Raw genomic sequence first — 26191 nt, 5'->3', positions numbered from 1 at the left:
CCGCGGCGGATCGACGCATCGCGACGAGACCCCGGCACCGATGGCGCCGGGGTCTTTTCGTTGCCGGGAATGACGTAGCCGCTGCGAGGCCGTCGGCGATCACCGGCGATCGACGTCGCGATCAGGATGCTCGACGGTCGTCGGCGCGGCGATGCGCCTGCGGCCCGGCGCGGGCTTCTCAGCCGCGAGCGCGAGGCTTCAGCGCCGATCGCTGAGCAGCAGATCGCCGCTGGACGTGGGCGCTACCGTCACCGGATACAGCTCCTGCAAGGCTTCGACGAAGGCATGCGGGTCGTCGCTGCGGAATACGCCGCTGACCCGGATCCGCGCCACCGCCTCGCCCTGCAGCACGATGCGGCGGCGGCTGTAGCGGTTGAACTCGGTCACCGCCGCCGGCAGGGTCTGGTCCTCGAACGCGAGCTTGCCCGACAGCCAGGCGGGCAGGGCGGCTTGGCGGTCGGGCTGGATCATGCGCAAGGGCTTGCGCTGGCCGAAGCTCGCCTTCTGCCCGGGAGCCAGCATGGCCAGCTGCACCGGCGTCGCGCCATCGAGCGCGGCGGACAACAGCGCCACGCGGCCTTCGATCAGGGCCACTTCGATTTCGCCGTCGCGACGATAGACCTCGAACTCGGTGCCGACCGCCTTGACGCTGCCGTCCTCGGTCTGGACCAGGAACGGGCGCGTTCCCTTGGCGACGCGGAAGAACGCGCGCCCGCGCACCAGGGACAGCAGGCGCTGCTCGCCGGAGTAGCGCACGCGCAGACGGGTGTCGGTGTCCAGGCTCACCCGCGAGCCGTCTTCCAGCGCGATCGTGCGGCTTTCGCCGACCGCGGTGACGTACTGCTGTTCGGGCGCCGGCGGCGCCGGCATCAGCCGCCAGCCGACCACGGCCAGGGCGACCAGGGCGGCAGCCGCGCCGCTCCACCAGGACACACGCGCGCCGCGTCGGCGCGCGCGCTGGGGCGCGGCCGCGGCCGGCGTGTCGGCGCGGATGCGCAGCGCGACCTCGGGGTGCGGCGCATGCTCGCCCAGGGTCGACCACATGCGCTCGATGCGCTCGTAGGCGGCGCGATGGCGCGGGTCGGCGTCCAGCCACTGCCGGCAGTCGCGACGGTCGCTCTCGCTGACGTCGTCCGCGCGCAGCCGCGCGAACCAGGCCGCGGCCTGGCGCCGGATCGGATCGCCGCCTTCGACGACGTTAAGACGGGTGGTGCTCACGGATCTCCCAATCGCGTATCGAAATGCAGCAGGGCGCGCATCATCTGTTTTTCCACCGCGCTCACGCTGATCTCCAGGCGCCTGGCGATCGCACTGTAGGTCAGGCCTTCGTAGCGTTGCAGCAGGAAGACCTGCCGGCAGCGCGGCGACAGTTCGTCCAGCGCCGTCAGGAACAACTGCAGGCGCTTGTTGCCTTCGTAGACGCGCTCGCCGTACGGGACCTCACTGGGCCAGTCGCCGGTCAGCTCGTCCAGCGACACGTGCTGCTGGGCGCAATGGCTGACGTCGCGGCGGAACCGGTCGCGCACCAGGTTGGAGGCGATCCGCAGCAGGTAGGCTTCGACATTGAGCACATCGGCCGGCGAGGGCATGCGCATCAGGCGCACCAGCGCTTCCTGGGCCAGGTCCTCGGCGTCGTCGCCATTGGGCAGATGGCGCAGGAAGTAGCGCACCAGCGCGGGCCGGTGCTGCTCGATCATGCGCGGCAGATCGTGGCGGTCCGCTACAGGACCGCTCAGCTCTGCCGCGTCGATGCCGCCCTCGTTCATTGCCTTGCCGCCTGCGCCAGGTGGACGCACGCTAAGTGATGGCGGGCGCGACGGCAAGTGCGATGGGGCCAGCTGAGGGATCGCTGCGGGGCTGCGTCTGCATCGGTCAAGGGAGTGGAAATACTCAAGTCAGGGACGGCTCCATCGTCAGCCGGGGGAAGGTTTCAATGGGAACAGTTTCGAGGGGAGCGAAGCCGTGGCGCACGCGGCATCCGTTGACGGTCGCGCTGAGCGTCGCGCTCGGCTTGTCGGCCTGCATCGGTGCGCATGCCGCGCAGGCGCAGACGCAGGGCGCCGCGCACGACTACGCACTGCCAGCGCAGCCGCTGGGTGCGGCCTTGAACCAGCTGGCCGCGTCGGGGGACGCGCAGATGCTGGTGCCGCCGGAGCTGGTGCGCAATCGCACCGCGCCGGCCTTGTCCGGTCGCTACACGCTCACGCAGGCGCTGGAGCGTCTGCTCGCGGGCAGCGGCTTGAGCTACCGGGTCACCCGCAGCGGCGTGATCACCATCGTCGCCGCGCCGGCCACGCCGCGTCCGCGCCAGACGCCGACCGCGCCGCCGCCCAAGGCCAAAGCGGCCGCCGCCGAACCCGACCCGACCGAACTGGCCACCGTCCAGGTCACCGGCTCGCGCATCAAGCGCGCCGAGATCGAAGGGCCGTCGCCGATCACCGTGATCAGCGCCGAGCAGCTCGAACGCGAGGGCCACGCCACCGTGTTCGAGGCATTGGAAACGCTGGTCATGGCCAACGGCGCGGTCGAGACCGAACTCTCCGGCGGTTTCTCCGCCAACGCCCATCCGCTCAACCTGCGCGGCCTCGGCCCGGGCCGCTCGCTGCTGCTGATCGACGGCCGCCGCGCCGCCGACTATCCCTTTCCGTACGAAGGCCGCAGCAACTTCCAGAACTTCGGCAACATCCCCTCGGGCGCGGTCGATCGCATCGAGATCCTGGCCGGCGGCGCCTCGGCGATCTACGGCGCCGATGCGGTGTCCGGCGTGGTCAACGTGGTGCTCAAGCGCGACTATCAGGGCGATGAGCTCAAGCTGCGCGCCGGCACCAGCTCGATGGGCGGACGCGACCGCGTCGATCTGCAATGGACGGGCGGCCGCACCGGCGAGAACTGGGGCCTGACCTATGCCTTCCAGTACTACAACCAGGAACTGCTGTACGGCTTCCAGCGCGACGACTGGGACCTGCGCAAGAATCCGGTCGTCGATCCGCGCCTGGGCGTGCAGCCCGATGCGGGCCTGCGCATCCGCCGCGGCAGCACCAGCAGTTCCAGCCCGCTGATCGCGCCGCCGGCCGGCACCTGCGAGCGCTGGGGCGGCGAGTTCGTGCGCCATACCTACAAGCGCATCAGCTCCAACAACGTCCAGACCCTGGGCGACGGCTGCGGCACCTGGAACGACGCGCGTTACCAGCACCTGAGCAAGGGCAAGGACGAACTGGCCGGCTACGTGTTCGGCACCTGGGACTTCAGCGACGGCCTGCAGGGCTGGGCCTCGGTGCAGGCCTGGCGCTCCAAGGTCGAATCCCTGGGCGGTTTCGAAAGCATCACCGGCCCGCACACCGACGGCGTCGGCCGCCGCGGCGACTTCTACGACCCGCAGTTCAACAGCGTGATCGCGCCCAATCGCCTGCTCACGCCAGTCGATCTGGGCGGCGTCGAGAACATGAACCAGCACTACTACGAGCGTTCGCTGGACGTGGCGGTGGGCCTGCGCGGCAGCTTCGCGCAGCGCTGGGATTGGGACCTCACCCTGAGCCGCGCCGACTACTACTTCGAACGCACGCGCAGGCGCCTGGTCGGCAATCTGGTCAACGACTACTTCTTCGGTCCGCAACTGGGCACGCGCCCCAACGGTGTGCCGATCCATCGGCTGAATCTGGACCGTTGGTACCGGCCCATGACGCCGGAGGAATACGCCTCGATCTCGACGCTGGCGCGCTACGAGGCCGAGTCCTGGGTCAACACCGCCAGCTTCGTGGTCACCGGCGATCTGTTCGAGCTGCCGGCCGGTCCGGTCGGCGTGGCCGGCGTGGTCGAGGCCAGCTCGCAGGGCTACGACCTGTCCAGCGATCCGCGCGTGCAGCCGGGCGTGGTCCAGCTGTACAACCTCACCGGCACCAACGGCGGCGGCGAACGCGACCGTTACGCCGCCGGCATCGAGTTCAGCGTGCCGATCACCCAGACCATCAAGGCCAGCCTGGCCGGTCGCTTCGACAAATACGACGACATCACCGCCGTCGACGATGCGCGCACCTGGAACGTCGGCCTGGAATGGCGCCCGACCGAGTCCCTGCTGCTGCGCGGCGCCTACGCCACCAGCTTCAAGGCGCCCGATCTGCATTGGGTGTTCAGCGAGGGCAGCGGCAGCTTCGGCAGCAACACCGATGTGTGGCGTTGTATCGCTGCCGGCGCCAATCCCGGTTGCTCCGGCTACAGCTACAACATGTTCAGCCTCAGCGAGGGCGATCCGAATCTCGAGGAAGAGACCGGCAAGTCCTGGAGCGCGGGCGTGGTCTGGGACGTGGCCGACGGCGTGTCGATCACCACCGACTACTGGAACATCGAACTCAACGGCGCGATCGAACGCCTCAGCGTAGGCAGCATCCTGGCCGGCGAGGCGGGCTGCCGCACCGGCAAGATGCTCAATGGCCAGCCGTTCCAGTTCGCACCGGGCTCGGGCTACTGCCAGGCGGTCACCGCGCTGGTCACGCGCCGTCCGGAAGGCAACGAAGCCATCGACCGGGTGGTGGAGGTCCGCTCGGCGCCGATCAACCAGTCTTACCGCCGCGTCTCCGGCATCGACGCCGGCATCAACTGGCGGCTCAAGACCGATCGGTTCGGCGACTACCGCTTCGATCTGAACTGGTCGCACACCCTCAAGTCCGAGCAGCAGGTGTTCGCCACCGACGGCGTCGACCGCGACTGGCGCGACGATCCGACCAATCTGGATTTCCGCAGCCGCGTGCGCGCGGGCGCCAGCTGGCGTCGTGGCGACTGGTCGTCCAGCCTGTTCATGACCCGCTACGGCAGCCTGCCCAAGGCGGGCGGGGTGGGCCGCACCGGCGTGCACTTCATCTGGAACGCCAACGTCGGCAAGCAGATCACCGACCAGGCCGCGATCAAGTTCTACGTCAACAATCTGTTCAACAACCTGCACCCGGAAGACGAGACCAACAACAGCTTCCCGTACTTCTACGACGTCTACAGTCCGATCGGGCGCGAGCTGGCGCTGCAGTTCGAGTACCAGTTCAAGTAAGGTCGTAAGCTGGCGATGGGGCCCGGTGCGCCGGGCCCCATGCGCTTTGGATCGGATGGCGCGCCGCCTCGGCGACGGGCGCGGTCGTAGCGGGCGAATCGGGAAGACGAAGCATGAGCAAGCTGTCGCAACGAATGCTGGCCTTGGTCGCGTGCCTGGCCTGCGTGGGCGCCGTGCAGGCGCAGGCCGGCGACGGCCAGGCGCGTCCCGCCGATACCAAGGTCGAGGTGCCGGCGCCGGCGTTGGACGACGGCCCCTATCTGAGCTACGAGCCGGGCCAGGTGTCGGCGCGCTGGGTCTGCGGCGGCAAGCTCGTCGAGCGCAAGATCCCGGCCCCGCGCTGGCCGGTCGAGGTGAAGCCCGAATGCGGCTATCCGCGCGCGATCGAGGTCTCGGCGCCGGCAACGCCCGACGCGGGCGCGCCGGTTAAAGGCGTGTCGCGGATCGCGGCCCTGTCCGACGTGCACGGCCAGTACGGGATCATGGTGCAGCTGTTGCGCGCCAACGGCGTCATCGACCAATACCACGAGTGGCGCTACGGCAAGGGGCATCTGGTCATCGTCGGCGACGTGTTCGACCGCGGCCCGCAGGTGAACCAGGCGCTGTGGCTGATCTACGAGCTGGAGCGTCAGGCGCGCAAGGCCGGCGGCGGCGTGCATCTGCTGCTGGGCAACCACGAGATCATGGTGCTGGCCAACGACCTGCGCTACGTCAACGACGGTTACAAGACCAACGCGGCGTTGCTCGGCAAGCCCTATCCGGAACTCTACGGCCCCGATACCGTGCTGGGGCGCTGGCTGCGCAGCAAGCCGGTGATGGCGCAGATCGACGACCTGCTGTTCGTGCACGGCGGCATCGCCGAGGAATACCTGGCGCTGGGCCTGGATCGCAACGACGCCAATGCGCGCTACCGCGCCTCGCTGGGCACGCCCAAGGCGGTGTGGTCGCAGGATCCGGTGCTGAGCGGGCTCTACAACGGCAAGACCAGCCCGATCTGGTACCGCGGCTACTTCAAGGACCCGCAGCTGGATCAGGCGCGCGTGGACGCGATCCTGCGCCGCAGCGGCGTCAAGCGCATCGTGGTCGGCCACACCTCGATGAAGACGGTCGGCCTGTATTTCGACGGCGCGGTGATCTCGGTCGACAGCAGCATCAAGAACGGCGAGTCCGGCGAGCTGCTGATCGTGGAGAACGGGCGCTTGAGCCGCGGCACCCTGGACGGCAGGCGCCTGCCGCTCACCGAGCCCGCAAGCGCCGAGGATTGAGCGCTCGCGACGGCGCGCGCCTCAGCCGGCGATCTCCAGCAGTTCGACGTCGAACACCAGGGTCGCGTTCGGCTCGACCTGGCCGGGCACGCCGACTTCGCCGTAGCCCTGCGCGGCCGGGATCCAGAACCGGTACTTGCTGCCGGTGGGCATCAGCATCAGGCCCTCGCGCAGGCCGGGCATGATCTGGCTGAGCGGAAACTCGGACGGGTGATCGATCGCGTAGGTGTTCTCGAATTCCTTGCCGTCCAGCACCGCGCCGATGTAGTTCACCCGTACCGTCGACGCGGCGTCCGGCTTGGCGCCCTTCGCATCGCGTACGATTTGATACTGCAGGCCCGATGCGGTCTTGACGATGCCGGGCTTGGCGCCGTTCTCGGCCAGGAATTCGCGGCCGCGTTCGAGGTTCTTCTTGGCCAGCACCGCTTGCTCGGCCTTGCGCTTGTCCTGCAGCTGGCGCACGAAATCCTTGCGGATCTGCGCGATCTGGGCCTCGTCCAGCTGCGGCTTCCGGCCGGCATGAGCGGCGCGCAAGGCGGCCACCACGGTCTCGATATCGACCTCGTCGCGCACCGGCGCGACCTGCTTGGCCAGGTCCAGGCCGACCATGTAGCTGGTCCTGGCGCGGGCGTCGTCCAGGCGCAGCGGCGCTGCGTCCGGCGACGCGGCCGTATCGCCGCCTTTGGGCTGGCAGGCGCTCAGCGCGATGGGCAGCAAGGCGAGCAGGCAGACGTGGGCGGCACGATTCATGGTGGGGCTCTCTACGGAGTGGGGACGTCGCATGGGCGGTGCGCGGCTTCGCGTCAATCCTCGACGGCGAAGCTCACCATCATGCCCATGTCCTCGTGTTCCAGATTGTGGCAATGGAGCATGTAGCGCTGGGTGCCGGAGTAGGGCTGCGAGAAGTCGATCGCGATGCGTACGATCTCGCCGGGCCAGACCACGACGGTGTCGCTCAGTCCCAGGTCCTGCGGCCCCAGGCCCTGCGGCGCGACTTTGCGGCTGCGCACGTCGGGCGGGCTGATGCTGCGCGAGACCACGCGGAACTGGAATCCGTGCAGATGGATCGGGTGCGGCATGCTGGTCATGTTGTTGCGGATTTCCCAGACCTCGCGACTGCCGCGCTTGACGTTGAAGACCGGCGCGTGGCCGACCTGGTGGTAGTTCCAGTCGTTGATGAACCAGGTGCCGTCGCTGTCCATGCGCAAACGGATCGGCCGCACCGGCCAGCCCGCGGTGTCCGGCGGCGCGGGCAGCGCGCTCAGCGCGGCCGGCACATTGGCCGACGCCACCTTGGCCTGGCGGCGCTGGCCGTCGCTGCACGCGGCCACGCAGAACTGCATCAGGTCCAGCGCATCGCCCATCGGCGCCGCGCCCGGATGGTCGCCCATGGGGTCGGGCGCGAACGCGCCGGATTCGTCTTCGTTCTCCATCGCCACGTATTCCAGGCTGCGCAGCAGCACGCGCGCGCCGGCCGGCAAGGCGCCGAAGTCGACCAGGACGTCGATGCGCTGCGCCGGCGCCAGGAACACGTCGTCCATGTTCCAGGCCTGCGCCAGCAAGCCGCCGTCGGTGCCGATCAGTCGGAACGGCAGCGTCTGGCCCTGATGGTCGAACGCGATCCGCAGCATGCGCGCATTGCAGCCGTTGACCAGGCGCAGGCGGTACAGCGCGGGCAGCACTTCCAGGAAGGGCTCGGGCGTCCAGTTCACCAGCACGCGATTGCCGATCCAGTCGTCGGCGCCGATGCGATAGACGATGGCGTTGTCGGCGTCGACCTGCTTGTCGGCGATGAACAAGGGCAGGTCGCGCTCGCCCCAGCGCAGGCCCAGGCGTTCGCCCAGGGCGCGATCCTCCGCGTCCTCGACCCGCAGCAGGCCGGCCAGGCCGCGCTGCAGCTGCAGGCCGGTGCGCTCGTGCGGATGCGCGTGATACCAGTACAGGCCGGCGCGGTTGTCGATCGTGTAGCGGTACGTTCTGCGTGCGCCGGCCGCGACCGGATGCAGGCCGCTGCCGTCGTTGGCTTCGTCGATGCTCAGGCCGTGCCAGTGGATAGTGGTGGCTTCGGCCAGCTCGTTGGCGAGCGCGACTTCGACGCGGTCGCCCTGAGCGGCGCGCAACAGGGGATTGGCGACGGCGCGCCCCTCGACGCTGCCGGCGTAGTGCCAGACCGGCGTCGGCTTGCCGGCGAAGATCGGGAACGACGCCGCGCGCGCGCTCAAGGCCAGCGGCGCGGACAAGGCGACTTCCGCGAACAGGCCTTCGCGGCCGGGCAGGCGCAGCGGTGTCTGGAACGGTTGCGCGTTGGGCAGGCCGGGGCCCGTATGCGATTCCGGCGCCGTCGGGTTCATGGCGTGGTCGTGCTCGCGCCGACGCTGGAACAGCCAGGGCGTCGCGGCCACCACGGCGGCCGTGGCGGCCAAGCCGACGAACAGGCGACGACGCGTGGTGTCAGTCATGCGGCCTTGCCCTCACGCCGCGCGCTCGCGGCTCCCCAAGCCGCCGGATTCTGTCACGGAATCCCGGGCATAAAGCCGCGTTGTATCCCACATTCGCGCGTGCGGCCGCTGTCATGAAACCGCATAAGGACTATGCGTGGCGACGGTTACCGCGCGGCGGTTTCGACGTAGGGTTCGAGCTGAGGAAATCGCACGCCGCTGCGTCTGCCCGATTCCCGGCGCCACGTTGCGCTGCGCGACTGCGGCTGCGCTCTGCCCCGGAGCCGTCGGCTGCCGGGGGCGAATGCGATACGGACGCGCGCGGCGATCAGCCCTTGCGCGTGACCCTGCCGCGTGCGCCCACGTAGGTCGCCAGGTGCTGGCCGGTGAGCGTGGAACCGGCCTTGATGAGCTCGGCGGGCGTGCCTTCGAACACCACCTGGCCGCCGTCGTGTCCCGCACCGGGGCCCAGGTCGATGATCCAGTCCGCATGCGCCATCACCGCCTGGTGATGTTCGATCACGATCACCGACTTGCCGGATTCGACCAGGCGGTCGAGCAGGCCCAGCAACTGCGCCACATCGGCCAAGTGCAGGCCGGTGGTCGGCTCGTCCAGCACGTAGACCTCGCCCTTCTCGCCCAGGTGCGTGGCCAGCTTGAGGCGTTGGCGCTCGCCGCCCGACAAAGTGGTCAACGGCTGGCCCAGGCTGATGTAGCCCAGCCCGACATCGGCCAGCCGGTCGAGGATGACCTGGGCCGCCGGCGTATGCGCCTTGCCGGCCCCGAAGAAGGCCTGCGCTTCGGTCACCGACATCGCCAGCACTTGGCTGATGTCGCGGCCGCCGAAGCGGTATTTCAGCACCGAGGCGTCGAAGCGCTTGCCCTCGCATTCCTCGCAGGTGCTGGCCACGCCCGCCATCATGCCCAGGTCGGTGTAGATCACGCCGGCGCCGTTGCAGTTCGGGCAGGCGCCCTCGGAGTTGGCGCTGAATAGCGCGGGCTTGACGTTGTTAGCCTTGGCGAAGGCCTTGCGGATCGGTTCCAGCAGATCGGTGTAGGTGGCCGGGTTGCTGCGCCGCGAGCCGCGGATCGCGCCCTGGTCGATGGTGACCACGCCTTCGCGGTTCGCCACCGAACCCTGGATCAGCGAACTCTTGCCCGAGCCGGCCACGCCGGTCAGCACCGTCAGCACCCCCAGCGGAATGTCGACATCGACGTTGCGCAGGTTGTGGGTCTTGGCGCCGCGCACCTTGAGCGCGCCGGACGGCGTGCGCAGCGAGGTCTTCAACGCGGCGCGATCGTCCAGGTGGCGCCCGGTCAGGGTGCCGCTGGCGCGCAGGCCTTCCAGCGTGCCTTCGTACACCACCTCGCCGCCGGCCGCACCGGCGCCAGGGCCCAGGTCGACGATGTGGTCGGCGATCGCGATCGCCTCGGGCTTGTGCTCCACCACCAGCACCGTATTGCCCTTGTCGCGCAGGCGCAGCAGCAACTCGTTCATGCGCTGAATGTCGTGCGGATGCAGGCCGATGGTCGGCTCGTCGAACACGTAGGTCACGTCGGTGAGCGCGGAACCCAGATGACGGATCATCTTGACGCGCTGCGCCTCGCCGCCCGACAGCGTGCCGGCGGGGCGGTCCAGCGAGAGATAGCCCAGGCCGATCTCGACGAACGAATCCAGGCTATGGCGCAGCGCCGCCAGCAGGGGCGCGACCGAGGGCTCGTCGAGCCCGCTCACCCATTCGGCCAGGTCGCTGATCTGCATCGCGCAGGCGTCGGCGATGCTGAGCTTCTTGATCTTGGACGAGCGCGCGGCCTCGCTGAGGCGGGTGCCGTCGCAGTCGGGGCAGGGGGTGAAGGTCATCGCGCGCTCGACGAAGGCGCGGATGTGCGGCTGCATCGCATCCACGTCCTTGGACAGGAACGACTTCTGGATGGTCGGGATCAGGCCCGCATAGGTCAGGTTGATGCCGTCGACCTTGATCTTGGTCGGTTCCTTGTGCAGCAGGTCGTTCAATTCCTTCTTGCTGTACTTCTTGATCGGCTTGTCGGGATCGAAATAGCCGCTGCCGCGGAAGATGCGGCCGTACCAGCCTTCCATGCTGTAGCCGGGGATGCGCAGCGCGCCTTCGTTGAGCGACTTGCTGTCGTCGTAGAGCTGGCTCAGGTCGATGTCGGTGACCGCACCGCGGCCCTCGCAGCGCGGGCACATGCCGCCGAGGCGGTTGAAGCTTTCCTTGACGGTCTTGGTGCGCGCGCCGCGCTCGACCGTGATCGCGCCCGCGGCGCGCACGGTGGGCACGTTGAAGGCGTAGGCGCTGGGCGAACCGATATGCGGCTTGCCGAGCCGGCTGAACAGGATGCGCAGCATCGCGTTGGCGTCGGTGGCCGTGCCCACGGTGGAGCGCGGGTCGGCGCCCAGGCGCTGCTGGTCGACGATGATCGCCGTGGTCAGGCCGTCCAGCACGTCGACCTCGGGCCGCGCCAGGGTCGGCATGAAACCCTGCACGAAGGCGCTGTAGGTCTCGTTGATCAGGCGCTGCGACTCGGCGGCGATGGTGTCGAACACCAGCGAGCTCTTGCCGGAGCCGGACACGCCGGTGAACACTGTCAGCCGGCGCTTGGGCAGCTCGACGCTGATGTCCTTGAGGTTGTTCACGCGCGCGCCCTGCACGCGGATCAGATCGCGCCGGTCGGCGACATGCGTCGCCGGCGCCGCCTTCGTGGTCTTGGCCATCGGCTCAGCCCAGCGCCTTCTTCAGCAGCGCGCGGATCTTCTTTTCCTCGGCGGCGTCCAGCGACTTCAGCGCGAACGCGGTGGGCCACATCTCGCCGTCGTCGAGCTGGGCGACGTCGTTGAAACCGAACGTCGCATAGCGGCTGCCGAACTTGGACGCTGCCTGGAGGAAGCACAGGATCTTGCCATCGTCGTTGGCGTAGGCGGGCATGCCGTACCAGGTCTTGGGGAACAGGTCGGGCGCGACATCGGTGACGATCGCATGCAGCTTCTTGGCGATGGCGCGATCGGCCGGCGGCATCTCCCCGATCTTGGCGATCAGGTCCTTTTCGCTCTCGGCCTTGCTGGCGGCGGCCTTCAATTCCTTGGCGCGCTCCTTCATCGCGGCGCGCTCTTCGGCCGAGAAGGCCTTGGACGGGCTGGTGCTTGCGGCAGCTTTCTTCTTCGCGGTCATGGGACATCTCCTGGTGCGATAGGGGGCCGGGCCGACAGACCGCGTACCCGGGCAACGCCGGAGCGGGGCTGGGGCAGGGTAGCGGCGCGGGGGAGGCCAGCGCCACCCGCGGGGCGGGCGGCGCGGCCGGGAGTTCGGGCGCGGCCTGGGGCGCGCCCGCTGCGATCAGGTCTGGCCGGCGCCGGAGCGCCTGCGCCACTTGCTCAGGTACGGCAACGCGAACAGGTACACGCCCGTGATCAGCAACAGGGCCAACGGCGCCAGTGGCACGTAGGACACCCAGACCAGCGGCTGCTTCTGCGCCAAGGCGATAAACGTCGCGATCACGGACAGCGTGAAGATCATCGACATCCAACGGTGGAACTGCCGTATCCACTGATTCATGCAGAGCTCCTTTGACGATGGGCGCCCCAGAATGCGGCGAGCGGCCGGCCGTTACCCCGGGGCGGTTGCGAACATCGAAAGCGAATGCTTCAGCGCACTTCGTTGATGCGGACGTGATTGCCGGCGGGGTCGCGGAACGCGCAGTCGCGCACGCCGTAGGGCTGCACCGTCGGCTCGTGGATCACCTCGGCGCCGGTGGCCTGCACGCGGTCGAAGGTCGCATCCAGGTCCGGACTGGCCAGGATGATCATGGCGTAGGTGCCCTTGGCCATCATTTCGGCGATGACGCGCCGCTCCTCCTCGGTGACCCCCGGCGTAGCGCTGGGCGGGTACAGCACGATCGAAGTATCGGGCTGCCCGACCGGGCCTACCGTGATCCAGCGCAAGCCTTGGTAGCCCACGTCCTTGCGGACCTCGAAGCCCAGGGCGTCGCGGTAGAAGGCCAGCGAGGCCTCCGGATCGGTGTGGGCGAGAAAGCTGGAGTGAATGCTGAGGTTCATGGCAGTCCTGCGGTGTGGGTAGGAGCCGTCATGCTAGCCGCGCCTAGTCGCCCGGCGCTTCTCGATTCCTGATCGGTCTGGTCACTTGTTTGGCCACGCACGCCGGCATCCCCTCGGTGGCGGCCGCCGCCTCGCGCCGATACACGCTGGGCGACACCCCCACCAGCTCGGTGAAGCGGGTGCTGAAGGTCCCCAGCGACGAACACCCGACCGCGAAACAGACCTCGGTCACGCTCATCTCGCCGACCCGCAGCAACGCCATCGCCCGCTCGATCCGCCGCGTCATCAGATAGCTATACGGCGACTCCCCGTACGCCGCGCGAAACTCCCGACTCAGATGCCCACCCGACATATGCACCCCGCGCGCGAGCGCTTCCACGTCCAGTGGCTGCGCGTATTCGCGATCGATGCGATCGCGGACGCGGCGCAGGCGGGCGAGGTCGCGGAGGTGGGTGGGGGAGACGGCTGCGTTGCTCGCGGGTGCGAGGTCGCGATCTCCCGCGGTGGCAGCGGATTCGCCGACCGGGCCATCTTTGCGGGATCGGAGCTTGTCACCGGGCATCGCGAGGCCTCATGAAACAAGGGTTTCCGGAACGCAGAAAAATCACAGCGACGAGTGTAACGCACTGAAAGATAAGCTCGAAAGCAGGACGGTGTGGGGGCACGGGGTCGAGCGCCGGCGCCATGATCCGGTCCTGAAGGACATGCGGAGACGCTGCCGGCGACCACGGCGTTCGTGCATCGCTTTCCAGCTATGTGAGGTCGACCAGATCGTTGCGCCGGCCCGTTTTGCAAACGGCGCAGTGCACGAGCGAGTCACTTGCGCAGAATCTTGTCCAGCGCTTTGCCCTTGGCAAGCTCATCGATGAGCTTGTCCAGATAGCGGATCTTCTGCATGAGCGGGTGCTCGACATCCTCGACCCGGATGCCGCAGACCACGCCCTTGATGAGCGAGGCATTGGGATTGAACTTCGGCGCTTGGGCGAAGAAGGTCTCCAGGTCGTTCTCGGACCCGATCTGCTGTTGCAGGCCTTGCGGACTGTAGCCCGCCAACCAACAGATGACCTGGTCGACCTCGTCTTTCGAGCGGCCCTTGGATTCGGCCTTCTTGATGTAGAGCGGGTACAAGCCCGAAAACTTGATCGCGAAGACTTTGTCCAGACGCATGGCCGTTCTCCGGTGGATTCGGGCTGGACGCATAAGGTCTTCGGTGCCTACGCCCGAGTCAAGCCGAACCGCGTAGCGACTTCGGTGGCGTCGATTCGCCGAGGATGCGGTTCAATCCTCAGGCGCTCTGACGCCTGCGTTTCCGTATGCCACACTCCGCGGCCGTGACATGTCCTTGCATTACGCAGCCGTCAGGTTGGAGGAAATGGTGAGTCGGATTCTGTATTCGGGCACGCGGAACGCCTCGAGCTGGGCCTTTCGCGCATGGCTTGCACTCAGGGAAGCGCAGGTCGACTTCGAGGAACACATCGTCGATATCCGCGTGCCTCAGCGCTTCGAGAACCTTGCGCGTATTCAGGCGTTCTCGCCTCCCGGCGCTGTTCCGGTTCTGGTCGACGGCGACCACGCGATCTTCGATTCCTTGGCGATCATGGAGTACGCCAACGACCGCTCCGGGGGGCGGCTGCTGCCCTCCGATCCCGTGATCCGCGCCATCGCACGCTCTTTGCTGGCCTGGCAACATTCCGGGCTGTCGGGCCTGTGTGCGCGGCTGTCGTTCGAAAGCGCGTTCTATCCGGAACGCCGTGCGATGACCGAGGACGAGCAAGCCCAAACAGAGCGCATCGCGGCGGCCTGGGAATCCACTCTTAAGCGCGGTGGCGGGCCATGGCTGACGGGAGACCTGTCGCTGGCCGATCTGGCTTTCGTGCCTACGGTCATCCGCTTGCTGGCGCATGGGCCGGATTTGAGCGCCTACCCCCTGAGCGAACAGTGGGCGTCGCGCCTGTTGCAGCGACCGTCCGTGAACGAGTGGATGCAGCAGGCGCGGGATCTGCCGCCGGTCTATCTGGACGACTACCAGCCTGCCTGATCGCGCCACGAGCCCCGCGCTTGGCCGCAGGAACAGACACCGGGTCGTGCCGCCTGCGCATCAATGATGTCGAAACGCTCAGGATGCGACCTGCGGCCCCAACGCGAGAAAGCCCCGGAAAGGCGGGCTTTCCGAGGCTTCCAAGGCTGGATGAGTGGTGGAGCGGAAGGGGATCGAACCCTCGACCTTCGCATTGCGAACGCGACGCTCTCCCAGCTGAGCTACCGCCCCACGTGCTTAAAAGTGTAACGGCCCGCTGGCGAGGGCGCTAGTCCTGCGCGGCCAGCAGCGGGGCCAGGCCGGGTTCGAGGGCGGCGCGGCGCCAGCCGGAGAGGGCGTCGGGCCAGTCGCCGTGGTCGAGCAGGGACTCCAGCCAGCGCCGCGAGGCGAGTACGCCGTCGGGCAGGCCGAGTTCGGCGCTGCGCGCGGCGACCACGTCCTGCAGCTTGCGCAGGCGCTGTTTGTCGCGGGTTTCGCCGAGCGCGGCGTCGGGGGCCTGGTCTTCGTCGGGCAGCGGGGTGCTCAAGGCGGTCCAGACCGCGTCGCCGAGCTTGCGCGGGGCTTTGGGGTGGGCGTCGAGCTGCGCTTGCAGCAGGTCGCGGTCGGCCGGGTTGGCGCGCGCGATCGCGACGGCGAGTTCGTTGTCGAGAATCCAGCTGCGCGGGCGGTCGTGGTCGCGCGCGTAGGCGTCGCGCCAGCGCAGCAGGCGCAGCAGGCGGCGCTGGGCGTTGCGGTCGAGGAACTGGGCGCTGCGCATGCTCAGGTGCGGCCAGCGTTCCAGGCCTTCGTGTTCGGCGTTGTGGACGGTGCGCTGGGCGTCTTCGGCCAGCCACTCGCGGCGGCCGAGCTGGCCGAGCTGGCCGTCGAGCGCGTCGTGCATGGCGAACAGGTGACGCACGTCGTCGGCGGCGTATTCCAGCTGCGCGGGCGACAGCGGGCGGCGCAGCCAGTCCGAGCGCGTCTCGCCCTTGGCCAGGGTCACGCCGGTGAGCTGTTCGACCAGCTTCTGATAGCCCAGGCCGCCGCCGATGCCGGCCAGCGCAGCGGCCTGCTGGGTGTCGAACAGCGGCTTGGGCACGACCTTGCAGGCATGCATGAACGCGACCAGGTCTTCGCTGGCGCTGTGCATGATCTTGAGGATGGTGGTGTCGGCCAGGATCGGCGCCAGCGCTTCGGCGATGCCAGGCTTGAGCGGGTCGACCAGCAGGATCTCGTCGCCGACCGCGATCTGCACCAGCGCCAGCTGCGGCCAGTAGGTGCGTTCGCGGATGAACTCGGTGTCCAGGCCGATGCGCGCGGGCCGGGAGGCGAAATATTCCTGCAGGTCGGCAGGCTGGGAGATCCAAATGGGCATGGTGATCTGAACGTGTGCGGGACGGTGCGGCGGCGCCGGCGCGACGAAGTTGCCGCGGCGGGCGACAATAGCCTACTTTCGCCCGGTCCGGGCCCGCGCCGTCGGCGCCGGCCCGGAGCGGTACCGTAGGATCGATGGATTAGGCTGCGGAGGACGTTTGCGCGCACAGGCATGGGCAGGTTTGGCGGTGGCGGTGGCGGTGCTGCTCGCGGCGTGTACGCGCGAGCCGTCGACGCCTGCCACGCCGAACCCGGCCGCCGGGCGCACGCCGATCGTGACCATCAGCGCCGACCAGGCGGTGTCGCCGGTGCCGGCCTGGCGGCCGCCCGCGATCGCGGTGGACGACGCCAACGCCAAGGCGCTCAAGAGCCGCGCCGACGCCGCGCTGGCGGCTGGCCAGCTGTACGCGGACGCTGATTCGGCGATTCCGCTGTATTACGCGCTGCTGCAGTACGCGCCCAACGACGTCAAGGTCGCCGCCGGCTTCGAGCGCGCGCTGGCGATGCTGATCGTGCAGGGCGATCAGGCCCTGGACGGGATCGACGACGATCCGCTGCAGCTGCGCGGCGCGCACGAGGCCGCGGCGGTGGCGCGCGCGGTCGCGCCGGAGAACAAGAAGGTCGGCGCCTATCTGCAGCGCGTCGACCGCGCCGACCAGGCCCAGGAGGCCAATCGCCTCGGCGAGGGCGAGCTCAACGCCGGCCGCATCGGCGAGGACGGCAAGGGCGGGGCGTTGGGCTATTTTCGCGAGGCGCTGGAGCTGCGCCCCGGCGACGTGCGCGCCAGCCAGGGCATCGCCGCGGCCGAGAGCGCGCTGATCCGGCGCGCCGAGGTCGCGGCCGACCGCGACGATTACGCCGGCGCCGAGCGTTGGCTGGCGTTGGCCGCACAGGTACGGCCGAAGATGAGCACCGCCGCCGACGCCCAGGGCCGCATCGCCACCCAGCGAGCCGCGCGCGTGGGCCGCTTGCGCGATCTGGGGCTGGCTGCGTTGCCGCGCGCGCGCGGGATCGAGGAGGCGCGGGTGCTGCTGGCCAATCTGCTGCGGATCGCGCCGTCCGGCGATCCGGCCGCGGTCGAGCTGCGCGAGCGCATCGAGCTGGCCACCCACTACGGCCTGTTCCGCCCCGGCCAGGCCTTCACCGAGGCCATGCAGAGCGGCGGGCGCGGGCCGACCATGGTGGTGATCCCGCACGGCGCGTTCCGCATGGGCGCCGAGGCCGAGGAGGCCGGCTCCAGCGACGCCGAGCGCCCGACCCGCAACATCCGTTTCGATCGTGGCCTGGCGGTGTCGCGCACCGAGATCACGGTCGGCGAGTTCCGCCGTTTCATGAACGCGACCAAGCACCGCGCGCGCGCCAGCCGGCGCGGTTATTCCACCGCGTACGACGAGCGCAGCGGCAACCTGGTCCGGCGCGGCAACGTCGACTGGCAGTCGGACTACGCCGGTGCCAAGGCCGGCGACGATCTGCCGGTGGTGCACGTGAGCGCCAAGGACGCGATGGCCTATGCGGCCTGGCTGTCCAAGCAGACCGGGCACCACTACCGGCTGCCCAGCGAGGCCGAGTTCGAATACATGCTGCGCGCCGGCAGCGCCCAGACCTATCCCTGGGGCGAGGGCGCGCCGCTGACCCGGGTCGGCAACCTGACCGGCGCCCTGGACGCATCGCCGACCGGGCGGCGCTGGAACAACGCCTTCGCCGGCTACGGCGACAACGCCTGGGGCCCGGCGCCGGTGGGGCGCTACCGCGCCAACGCCTTCGGCCTGCACGACATCGCCGGCAACGTCAGCGAATGGGTGGGCGACTGCTGGCACGACAGCTACCGGCGCGCGCCGCGCAACGGCGAGGCCTGGGTCAATCCGGGCTGCCGCACGCGGGTGCTGCGCGGGGGCTCCTGGGCCAGTTCGCCGGCGCAGACGCGCTCGGCCTGGCGCCAGGGCAGCGACGCCGATACCACCAGTGCGCGCATCGGCTTCCGCGTGGTGCGCGATATCTGACACGATGGGCGTCAGGCGGGCCTTGCGTCCGCTCGGGGCCGGCAACGCCGGCGCAAGCGGCACGACCAGGCAGGGCGGAGGATTACAGATGCGGATCGACCCCTTCGGTAACGCGCAACAGCGCCAGGGCGGCCAGCGCCGCGGTTTCGGCGGCATACGCTGGTGGATCCTGATCCTGTTCGCGGGCTACGCGGCCTGGTCCTGGTTCGGCAGCGCCCAGACCGATCCCTACACCGGCGAGCAAGCCCACTACGGCGCCAGCGCCGACGAGGAAGTGGAGTTGGGCGCGCAGGCGTTCCAGCAGGTGCTGGGCGATGCCAGCCAGCAGGGCGCGCTGGTGCCGGCCGACAATCAGGTCAGCCAGCAGGTGCGCGAGATCGCGCAGCGGCTGATCAACCGGGTGCCGCAGGTCACCGCCGATCTGGCCGCGCAGCATCAGCAGCAGGCGCCCACCGACTACCAGGGTTTCAAGTGGGACGTGGCGGTCATCAATTCCAAGGAAGCCAACGCGTTCTGTCTGCCCGGCGGCAAGATGGCGGTGTACACCGGCCTGTTGCCGATCGCCGAGAACGAAAGCGCGCTGGCGGTGGTGATGGGGCACGAGATCGCGCATGCGCTGTTGCGCCACGGTTCGCAGCGCATGGCGCAGCAGAAGTTGGTGCAGATGGGGCAGATGGCGGCGGGCGTGGCGCTGGGCGGCATGGATCCGCAGCAGCAGCAGGCGGTGATGGGCGCGCTGGGCGCCGGTGCGCAGTACGGTTTCGTGCTGCCGTACGGGCGCAATCACGAGACGCAGGCCGATCAGGTCGGTCTGATGTTGGCGGCGGCGGCGTGCTACGACCCGCGGCAGGCGATTCCGCTGTGGCAGCGGATGGAGCAGTTGGGCGGGGGGCAGCGGCCGCCGGAGTTCGCGTCCACGCATCCGGATCCAGCCAATCGCATCCAAGTGTTGCAGGGGCTGATGCCGCAGGCGGAGGCGTATTACCAGAAGTATTGCGCGGGGCAGCCGCCGTTGAAGTGAGACGGGGGGGATTCGCCGCGTCGGCGCGCGTTGGCGCGACGATGCGGTTGTCACCGCAACCTACGGCTTCACCGCGACGATGCGGTTGTCACCGCAACCTACGATGTCGCCGCTTTCTGTGGGAGCGGCGTGAGCCGCGATGCGCTTGGTCGAGTCGGCGCGCCCGCAGTCCAGTCGTAGGGTGTGGTGAGCGGAAGGCCAACCGCACCATCGCGCAAATCCGAATCATCGCGACTAACCGGGCGGCGTGGGGAGGATTCGCTTTTGCTTTGCTTTCGCCTTTTCTGACCGAAGGTCAAAGGCTTCCGCCTGCTGCGCATGCGGGTCACCTCCTTTTGCTTTTGGCTCCCTCCTTTGAAAAAGGAGGGTTGGGGAGGATTTGCTGTTGCTCTGCTTTTGTTTTTCTGACCGAAGGTCAAAGGCTTCCGCCTGCTGCGCATGCGGGTCACTTTCTCTTGCTAGCCCAAGAGTCCGTCTGGATTCCCTTCGGTCAAAAGTAACCAAAGAGAAGGGCTAGCCGGACCAAACCTCCCCTGCGAGCGCGGAGCTCGCGCCGGGATTTTTCGATAGGACATCCTTGTCCTATCGAAAAACGGCGCGCGTCCTGCGCGCCGCCCTTCGGGTCTACGGTTGGTCGTGTGAGTGCGTTGCTTTTGGATTTGAATGCCGGGGCAACGGCAACGGCAACGGCAACGGCAACCGCAACTGCAACCGCAACTGCAACCGCAACCGCAACCGCAGCTGCAAGGTGATGCTGGTAACGTCGAACGTCGGTAGGACTGAAGCGGGGCGTCGCTCTCAGAAGCTCATGAACAAGCCGCCGTTCACCGGGATGTTGGCGCCGGTGATGAAGCCGGCGTCTTCGGCGGTCAGGAACTCGACGGTGCGCGCGATTTCGCTGGGCTTGCCTAGGCGGCCGACCGGGACGCTGTCGACGATCTTGGCGCGGATGTCTTCGGGTACGGCCATCACCATCGCGGTTTCGCAGTAGCCGGGGGAGACCGAATTGACGGTCACGCCCTTGCGTGCGACTTCGCGCGCCAGCGCCATGGTGAAGCCGTGCATGCCGGCCTTGGCGGCCGAATAGTTGGTCTGGCCGAACTGGCCGGTCTGGCCGTTGACCGAGCTGATGTTGACGATGCGGCCGAAGCCGCGCTCGGCCATGCCGTCGACGGCGTGACGGCACAGGTTGAACACGCCGTCCAGGTTCACGCCCAGGACCTCGTCCCACTGGCGCTTGTCCATCTTGCGCAGGCTGGTGTCGCGGGTGATGCCGGCGGCGTTGACCAGAATGTCGATCGCGCCCTCTTCGCGGTGGATGCGTTCGACGGTGGCCGCGCAGTCGTCGTAGTCGGCGACGTTGGCGGCTTCGAAGCGCACGTCCAGGCCGCGCACTTCGTCGTGGAAGGCGGCGATGCGTTCCTCGCGCGAGGCCAGGTCGATCGCGATCACGCGCCGGCCGGCGCGCGCCAAGGTCTTGCAGATCTCGCTGCCGAGACCGCCGATGCCGCCGCTGACGACGGCGATGCGTTTGCTCATGCTTGTTCCCCCTGCGCCGGCGCGGGCCGGCTACGCGCACGCGCCGGCGCCGCGCGCGGAAGCGCGCGAGCCGTCGCGGTCGGTGATCGATACGCGGCTCAACGCTCGCGCTTGGTGTCGCCCTTGGGCTTGGTGCCGGCGCCGGAGGCCGGGCTCTGGCCGACGCTGCCGGACAGGTTCTGCTGGAATTCCTTCCACAGGGTCAGGTTGCGCTCGGTGAGCTGATTCATCATCGCCCACGGGGTCTGGCCGAGCATGCCGCCGACCTGGTTGCGGAACTGCGCCTGCTGATCCAGGAACACCTGCATCGAGCGTTCCAGGTAGTTGCCCATGAAGCCCTGCAGCGAGTCGCCGTAGAAGCGGATGATCTGGCTCAGCAACTGGGTCGAGAGCACCGGTTCGCCGTCTTGTTCGTGCTCGGCGATGATCTGCAGCAGCACCTGGCGGGTCAGGTCGTCGCCCGAACGGGCATCGCGGACCTCGAACTCCTCGCCGTCGACGATCAACTGGCGGACGTCCTCGATGGTGATGTAGCTGGAGATCTCGGTGTCGTACAGACGGCGGTTCGGGTACTTCTTGATGACTCGGGTCGAGGCCATGGAGCTTTGGCTCTAAAATCGTGGTGCCTTGCAGCATGGCGCAGGCCGAGGGGGCTTGCAACAGGCAGGGGCGGGCCCTGGCCGCAGGCCGAGCCGCGGGGCACGGGGGTAGGTGGATTTGGTGTGCCGGCGGCGCCGGCTGCGCGACGGCAGGGTCGGGGCGGCGCGCTCGATGCGATCCGGCCGGGCGCCTTGGCGCCCAAGCCGGGATGCGCCGCGCCCGCGGGCGCGGCGCGTGGGGACTTACCAGCCCATGTACTGGCCGCCGTTGGCGGACAGGTTGGCGCCGGTGATCCAGCCGGCCTCGTCGGGGATGAAGAAGCCCACCGCGTAGGCGATTTCCTCGGGGTTGCCGAGGCGGCCGGTCGGGATCTGCGCGACGATCTTGTTGCGCACGTCCTCGGGCACCGCCATCACCATGTCGGTGGCGATGTAGCCGGGCGAGACCGTGTTCACGGTGATGCCGAACTTCGCGTTCTCCTGCGCCAGCGAAATCGTGAAGCCGTGCATGCCGGCCTTGGCCGCGGCGTAGTTGGCCTGGCCGTACTGGCCCTTCTGGCCGTTGATCGAGCTGATCTGCACGATCCGGCCCCACTTGCGCTCGCGCATGCCTTCGATCACCGGGCGGGTGACGTTGAAGCAGGAGTTGAGGTTGGTGCCGATCACGTCGGTCCACTGCTGCGGGGTCATGCGGTGGAAGGTGGAGTCGCGGGTGATGCCGGCGTTGTTGACCAGAATGTCGACCGGGCCGAGCTGGCTTTCGACGTTGCGTACCAGCGCTTCGGCCTGTTCGGGGGAGGACACGTCGCCTTGCGCGAGCGCCACGTCGATGCCGAGTCCTTTCATCTGCGCCTGCCAGGCGCGTCCTTTGGCCTCGTCGCGATAGTTGGTCGCGACCCGATGACCCATCTGGGCCAGGCGTTGGACGATCGAGGTGCCGATGCCACCGGTACCGCCGGTGACCAATGCGACGCGTGACTGCATGTCTTCCTCTCCACGGCCGCGACGGTGCGGCCCTGACCCGATTCTAGTCAGCAAATATGAAATCGCCGTTGTGCATCGCGGCGAGCGAAACGGTCGGTGTGGACGCGATGCGACCGGGATCGAACTCGGCCTGTGCGCGGGTGAGCAATTGCGGCACCGTGCTCGCGCCCGCCAAGGCCGTCGGGGCCTGGCCCAGGGCCTGCCAGGCCGCGCGCAGCGCCGGCAGCGGGTGCTGCGGATCGACCGGCAGCGCGGCGTCGGATTTGGACAGCTTGCGGCCGTCGCTGCCCAGCACCAGCGGCAGATGGGCGTAGTGCGGCGTGGGCAGGCCGAGCGCGCGCTGCAGCAGGATCTGGCGCGGGGTCGAATCGAGCAGGTCGGCGCCGCGTACGACGTCGCTGATGCCCTGGTCGGCATCGTCCACCACCACCGCCAGTTGGTAGGCCCAATAGCCGTCGGCGCGGCGCAGTACCACGTCGCCGACTGCGCGCGCGACATCCTGCGTCTGCAGGCCGCGGATGCGGTCCTGGAACTCGACCACGCTGGCGTCGGCCACGCGCAGGCGGATCGCCGGCGTACGCCCGGGGCGTTCCGGCGCGGCCACGCAGCGGCGGTGGATGCCGCCGACCGCGGCCAGGTCGCTGCGGCTGCAATGGCAGGGGAAGGCGAGGTCGCGCGCGAGCAGATCGTCCAGCGCCTGGCGGTAGCGTTCGCCGCGCTCGCTCTGGCGCAGCACGGGTTCGTCGGATTCCAGGCCGAACGCGCTCAAGGCGCGCAACTGGCGCTCGGCCGCGCCGGCGACTTCGCGTGGCGGATCGAGGTCTTCTATGCGCACCAGCCAAGTGCCCTGCGCATGCCGCGCGAGCAGCCAACTGCCGAACGCGGCCAGCAGCGAACCGAAGTGCAGGTCGCCGGTGGGCGAGGGCGCGAAACGGCCGCGGTAGCTGGAATTCAGGGGCGTGGGCAAGGGCGTTCGGACGGCGGGTGCTGGGACGGGGTGGTGCGGCGGTCGCGAGCCCAAGCCCGATCGAAGGCCTGGCGCTTGCTTGAACCGACTCGCCGGGCAAAGCCGCGCGGGGCGGGGTTTCACTTGAATTCACGGGGAGCCTGCCACATTTTGTTCCGGACCGCGCACGGTGCGCGGGTACGGTTCACCCCACGACCATGTTCAAACGCATCGCTCTATTCCTCGCTACCAACCTGGCCGTCCTTGCCCTGCTGAGCATCGTGCTGGCGGTGCTGCAGTCGTTCGGCATCACCACCGGGCGCAACGGCTCGCTGCTGATCATGGCCACCTTGTTCGGCTTCGGCGGCTCGTTCGTGTCCTTGCTGCTGTCCAAGTGGATGGCCAAGCGCAGCACCGGTGCGTACGTGATCGAACAGCCGCGCAACGAAGCCGAGCAGTGGCTGGTGAACACGGTGCGACGCCAGGCCGAAGCGGCCGGCATCGGCATGCCCGAGGTCGCGATCTACGACGCACCCGAGATCAACGCCTTCGCCACCGGCGCCAACCGCAACAACGCGCTGGTCGCGGTGTCCACCGGCCTGTTGCGCTCGATGAGCCGCGACGAGGCCGAGGCGGTGCTGGGCCACGAGGTCAGCCACGTCGCCAACGGCGACATGGTGACCATGGCGCTGGTCCAGGGCGTGCTCAACACCTTCGTGATCGTGCTGGCGCGCCTGGTCGGCCGCGTGATCGACGGCTATCTGTCCGGCAACCGCGACGGCGGCCCGGGCTTGGGTTACTACGTGATCGTGTTCGTGCTGGACATGGTGTTCGGCCTGTTCGCGAGCATGATCGCGATGTGGTTCTCGCGTTATCGCGAGTTCCGCGCCGACGCCGGCGGTGCGCGTCTGGCCGGTCGCGACAAGATGATCGGCGCGCTGGAGCGCCTGGCTCAGACCTACGGCGAGAGCACCCTGCCCAAGCAGGTGCAGGCGTTCGGCATCAGCGGCGCGGTCGGCCACGGCCTGTCCAAGCTGCTGCGCAGCCACCCGCCGCTGGAAGAGCGCATCACGGCGCTGCGCAATGCGCCGGTCGAGACGGTGCGCGGGTCGGTGGTGGCGCGCTAATCCAGCGCTGCCGATAGTCAGGAAGAAGCCCGCCGGATGGCGGGCTTTTTCTTTGGGGCTGGGGGCGGGTCCGGGATTCGTGGGCGGGTGGGGCGCGGCTTGCGCCGCTCCTGTTGGGGAGGGCGGATGCGGGATCAGGGCGGGGCTGAAGGGAGGGGTTGACACATACCGACTATTTGGTATGTTTAGGCCATGGCCAGACCTACCAAGCAATCGCCCGAGCGCGGCGGCGCACGACTCAGACTCCTGGAGGCGGCACGCGACGTGATCCGCGCCAAGGGCTATGCGGCTACGACGGTCGACGAGCTGTGCGCGGCGGCCGGCGTGACCAAGGGCGCGTTCTTCCATCACTTCGGCAGCAAGGACGCGCTGGGCGTCGCCGCGGCCGAGTTCTGGGCCGAGACCACCACCGCCTTCTTCGCCGCGGCGCCGTACCACGAACCCGCCGATGCACTGGACCGCGTGCTGGCCTATGTCGCGTTCCGCAAGGCGATCATCGCCGGCGACCTGGCCGAGTTCACCTGCCTGGTCGGGACCATGGCGCAGGAGGTGCATCGCAGCGCGCCCGAGATCCGCGACGCCTGCGGCCGCAGCATCTTCGGCCACACCGCCACGCTGGAGGCCGACATCGAACGCGCGCGCCGCGATCGCGGCATCGACGCGCACGACTGGAGCGCCGCCAGCCTGGCGCGGCATACCCAGGCGGTGATCCAGGGCGGCTTCGTGCTGGCCAAGGCCGGCAACGATCCCGCGCATGCGCGCGAAGCGCTGGATCATCTGGACCGGTACATCCGGCATCTGTTCCACGTCGTGCAGGAGCAAGCGGCATGAACGAGACCACGAGCCTGGCCTGCGCCTGCGGGCGCACCCGTCTGGAAGTCAGCGGCGCGCCGATCCTGGTGTCCGAATGCCTGTGCGACAGCTGCCGCGAGGCCGCCGATCGCCTGGCGACGCTGCCCGGCGCGAGCAGCATGCTCACGCCGTATCGCGCCACGCCCAGCGCGGAGTACCGCAAGGACCGCATCCGCATCCTGGCCGACGCGGCGCAGTTGGCCGAGTTCCGCCTCAGCCCCGGCGCCGGTTCGCGCCGCGTGGTCGCGACCTGCTGCAACACGCCGCTGTTCCTGGAGATGAAGGGCGCGCACTGGCTCAGCGTGTATTCGCACCTATGGCCGGCGGCGACGCGGCCGCGGCCGCAGCTGCGCACGATGGTCGGCGATCTGGCCGATGCGTCGCGGGTGCCGGACGACCTCCCCAATCTGAAGACCCACACGGTGCGCTTCTACGCCAAGTTGTTCGCCGCCTGGGTCGCGATGGGGCTGCGCAATCCGAAGATCGAGGTGGGAGGGAAAGTCGATGCCTGAGGACAAGGTCGAGATCGAGAACGTCAACACGCCCGGCAAGACCGAGCGGGTGGATCGCGCCAAATACACGGCGATGCGCAAGGCGTTGCTGGCGGTGCTGCCGAAGGCGGCGCCGGGGCTGAAGGTGCCGGAGGCGAAGGAGGCGTTGCTGCCGCTGCTGCCGGAGGCGCTGTTTCCGCAGGGCAAGACGGCGGGGTGGTGGCTGAAGGCGGTGCAGCTGGATCTGGAGGCCAAGGGCGTGATCGCGCGGGCGGAGATCAAGCCGGTGCATTTGTATAGGTTGGGATCGGGCTGAGGTCCTATTCCGATCGGCGTGTGCGGATATAGCGCCGTTCGCGCGATTCGTTGGTGATGGGCCTGTCGGGCTGCGGTGGCTGTGGCGCGGAAAAGCAAATCCCCCTCGATCCCCC

Annotated in this window: 24 protein-coding genes and 1 tRNA gene; 9 read left to right on the top strand and 16 right to left on the bottom strand. The window is 68.7% G+C overall.

Annotated features, from left to right (window positions below):
• Window positions 1–198: 198 nt before the first annotated feature.
• Window positions 199–1218, bottom strand: coding sequence for a FecR family protein (locus BMZ45_RS08770; protein ID WP_091635186.1), 1020 nt, complete (start codon window positions 1216–1218; stop codon window positions 199–201).
• On the bottom strand, window positions 1215–1766 hold the full coding sequence (locus BMZ45_RS08765) for an RNA polymerase sigma factor (protein WP_091635184.1): 552 nt from the start codon (window positions 1764–1766) through the stop codon (window positions 1215–1217). The genes BMZ45_RS08770 and BMZ45_RS08765 overlap by 4 nt, the downstream gene beginning before the upstream one ends.
• A gap of 215 nt (window positions 1767–1981) precedes the next feature.
• Between BMZ45_RS08765 and BMZ45_RS08760 the strand changes: the two genes are divergently transcribed.
• A complete protein-coding gene (locus BMZ45_RS08760) occupies window positions 1982–5035 on the top strand; it encodes a TonB-dependent receptor (RefSeq protein ID WP_175489009.1) in 3054 nt (1017 codons plus the stop codon).
• Between the two features lie 113 nt (window positions 5036–5148).
• Window positions 5149–6300: a metallophosphoesterase gene (locus BMZ45_RS08755; protein ID WP_091635178.1), complete on the top strand. Its 1152-nt coding sequence runs from the start codon at window positions 5149–5151 to the stop codon at window positions 6298–6300.
• Between the two features lie 21 nt (window positions 6301–6321).
• Here the strand turns inward: BMZ45_RS08755 and BMZ45_RS08750 are convergent, their stop codons facing one another.
• The 8 genes from BMZ45_RS08750 to BMZ45_RS08715 all read right to left on the bottom strand — a co-directional run bounded on the left by BMZ45_RS08750 (window position 6322) and on the right by BMZ45_RS08715 (window position 13977).
• Window positions 6322–7050 carry an FKBP-type peptidyl-prolyl cis-trans isomerase gene (locus BMZ45_RS08750; RefSeq protein WP_175489008.1) on the bottom strand — a complete coding sequence of 243 codons (729 nt, stop codon included), beginning with the start codon at window positions 7048–7050 and terminating at the stop codon, window positions 6322–6324.
• Window positions 7051–7103: 53 nt separating this feature from the next.
• A complete protein-coding gene (locus BMZ45_RS08745) occupies window positions 7104–8759 on the bottom strand; it encodes a multicopper oxidase family protein (protein ID WP_091635172.1) in 1656 nt (551 codons plus the stop codon).
• A gap of 307 nt (window positions 8760–9066) precedes the next feature.
• Window positions 9067–11472 (bottom strand): ATP-binding cassette domain-containing protein, encoded by a 2406-nt coding sequence (locus tag BMZ45_RS08740; protein ID WP_091635169.1) that lies wholly within the window; start codon window positions 11470–11472, stop codon window positions 9067–9069.
• Between the two features lie 4 nt (window positions 11473–11476).
• Window positions 11477–11926 carry an iron chaperone gene (locus BMZ45_RS08735; protein ID WP_091635166.1) on the bottom strand — a complete coding sequence of 150 codons (450 nt, stop codon included), beginning with the start codon at window positions 11924–11926 and terminating at the stop codon, window positions 11477–11479.
• 165 nt (window positions 11927–12091) lie between these two features.
• The gene (locus tag BMZ45_RS08730) at window positions 12092–12310 is read right to left on the bottom strand and encodes a hypothetical protein (RefSeq protein ID WP_091635163.1); all 219 of its coding nucleotides are present in this window, start codon (window positions 12308–12310) and stop codon (window positions 12092–12094) included.
• A gap of 89 nt (window positions 12311–12399) precedes the next feature.
• Complete coding sequence (locus tag BMZ45_RS08725; RefSeq protein WP_091635160.1) at window positions 12400–12810, bottom strand: VOC family protein; 411 nt, start codon at window positions 12808–12810, stop codon at window positions 12400–12402.
• A 43-nt stretch (window positions 12811–12853) separates the two neighbouring features.
• Window positions 12854–13372: a helix-turn-helix transcriptional regulator gene (locus BMZ45_RS08720; RefSeq protein ID WP_217643175.1), complete on the bottom strand. Its 519-nt coding sequence runs from the start codon at window positions 13370–13372 to the stop codon at window positions 12854–12856.
• Between the two features lie 254 nt (window positions 13373–13626).
• Window positions 13627–13977: a DUF2200 domain-containing protein gene (locus tag BMZ45_RS08715; RefSeq protein WP_091635157.1), complete on the bottom strand. Its 351-nt coding sequence runs from the start codon at window positions 13975–13977 to the stop codon at window positions 13627–13629.
• A 169-nt stretch (window positions 13978–14146) separates the two neighbouring features.
• Between BMZ45_RS08715 and BMZ45_RS08710 the strand changes: the two genes are divergently transcribed.
• Window positions 14147–14848, top strand: a complete 702-nt coding sequence (locus tag BMZ45_RS08710) for a glutathione S-transferase family protein (protein ID WP_217643174.1) — start codon at window positions 14147–14149, stop codon at window positions 14846–14848.
• A gap of 155 nt (window positions 14849–15003) precedes the next feature.
• Here BMZ45_RS08710 and BMZ45_RS08705 read toward each other — a convergent pair.
• Together BMZ45_RS08705 and rnd are read right to left on the bottom strand one after the other, a co-directional pair.
• Window positions 15004–15079 (bottom strand) — tRNA-Ala (locus tag BMZ45_RS08705).
• A gap of 37 nt (window positions 15080–15116) precedes the next feature.
• Window positions 15117–16202, bottom strand: a complete 1086-nt coding sequence (rnd, locus tag BMZ45_RS08700; protein ID WP_091635154.1) for a ribonuclease D — start codon at window positions 16200–16202, stop codon at window positions 15117–15119.
• 157 nt (window positions 16203–16359) lie between these two features.
• Between rnd and BMZ45_RS08695 the strand changes: the two genes are divergently transcribed.
• Window positions 16360–18201, top strand: coding sequence for a formylglycine-generating enzyme family protein (locus BMZ45_RS08695; protein WP_091635151.1), 1842 nt, complete (start codon window positions 16360–16362; stop codon window positions 18199–18201).
• An 88-nt stretch (window positions 18202–18289) separates the two neighbouring features.
• A complete protein-coding gene (locus BMZ45_RS08690; protein WP_091635148.1) occupies window positions 18290–19222 on the top strand; it encodes a M48 family metallopeptidase in 933 nt (310 codons plus the stop codon).
• Between the two features lie 798 nt (window positions 19223–20020).
• On the opposite strand, the gene phbB (BMZ45_RS08685) is transcribed toward BMZ45_RS08690, so the two are convergent.
• The 4 genes from phbB (BMZ45_RS08685) to gluQRS all read right to left on the bottom strand — a co-directional run bounded on the left by phbB (BMZ45_RS08685) (window position 20021) and on the right by gluQRS (window position 23311).
• Entirely contained in the window at window positions 20021–20761 is a 741-nt protein-coding gene (gene phbB, locus BMZ45_RS08685) for an acetoacetyl-CoA reductase (RefSeq protein WP_091635146.1), read from the bottom strand.
• A gap of 98 nt (window positions 20762–20859) precedes the next feature.
• Window positions 20860–21360, bottom strand: a complete 501-nt coding sequence (gene phaR / locus BMZ45_RS08680; protein WP_091635144.1) for a polyhydroxyalkanoate synthesis repressor PhaR — start codon at window positions 21358–21360, stop codon at window positions 20860–20862.
• A gap of 243 nt (window positions 21361–21603) precedes the next feature.
• A complete protein-coding gene (phbB, locus tag BMZ45_RS08675; protein WP_091635141.1) occupies window positions 21604–22344 on the bottom strand; it encodes an acetoacetyl-CoA reductase in 741 nt (246 codons plus the stop codon).
• A gap of 43 nt (window positions 22345–22387) precedes the next feature.
• Window positions 22388–23311 (bottom strand): tRNA glutamyl-Q(34) synthetase GluQRS, encoded by a 924-nt coding sequence (gene gluQRS, locus BMZ45_RS08670; RefSeq protein ID WP_091635138.1) that lies wholly within the window; start codon window positions 23309–23311, stop codon window positions 22388–22390.
• A gap of 197 nt (window positions 23312–23508) precedes the next feature.
• On the opposite strand from gluQRS, the gene htpX reads away from it, so the two are divergent.
• From htpX to BMZ45_RS08650, 4 genes are all read left to right on the top strand, one after another.
• Window positions 23509–24417: a protease HtpX gene (gene htpX, locus BMZ45_RS08665; protein ID WP_091635135.1), complete on the top strand. Its 909-nt coding sequence runs from the start codon at window positions 23509–23511 to the stop codon at window positions 24415–24417.
• Window positions 24418–24609: 192 nt separating this feature from the next.
• Window positions 24610–25248, top strand: a complete 639-nt coding sequence (locus BMZ45_RS08660) for a TetR/AcrR family transcriptional regulator (protein ID WP_091635133.1) — start codon at window positions 24610–24612, stop codon at window positions 25246–25248.
• Entirely contained in the window at window positions 25245–25781 is a 537-nt protein-coding gene (locus BMZ45_RS08655; protein WP_091635130.1) for a GFA family protein, read from the top strand. Before BMZ45_RS08660 ends, BMZ45_RS08655 begins: the two co-directional genes overlap by 4 nt.
• On the top strand, window positions 25774–26076 hold the full coding sequence (locus BMZ45_RS08650; RefSeq protein ID WP_091635127.1) for a DUF6958 family protein: 303 nt from the start codon (window positions 25774–25776) through the stop codon (window positions 26074–26076). Before BMZ45_RS08655 ends, BMZ45_RS08650 begins: the two co-directional genes overlap by 8 nt.
• Window positions 26077–26191 lie beyond the last annotated feature (115 nt).

Source organism: Lysobacter sp. cf310, from assembly GCF_900114355.1.
Classification (GTDB): Bacteria; Pseudomonadota; Gammaproteobacteria; order Xanthomonadales; family Xanthomonadaceae; genus Lysobacter.
This window is presented reverse-complemented; position numbering and strand designations above follow the sequence as displayed.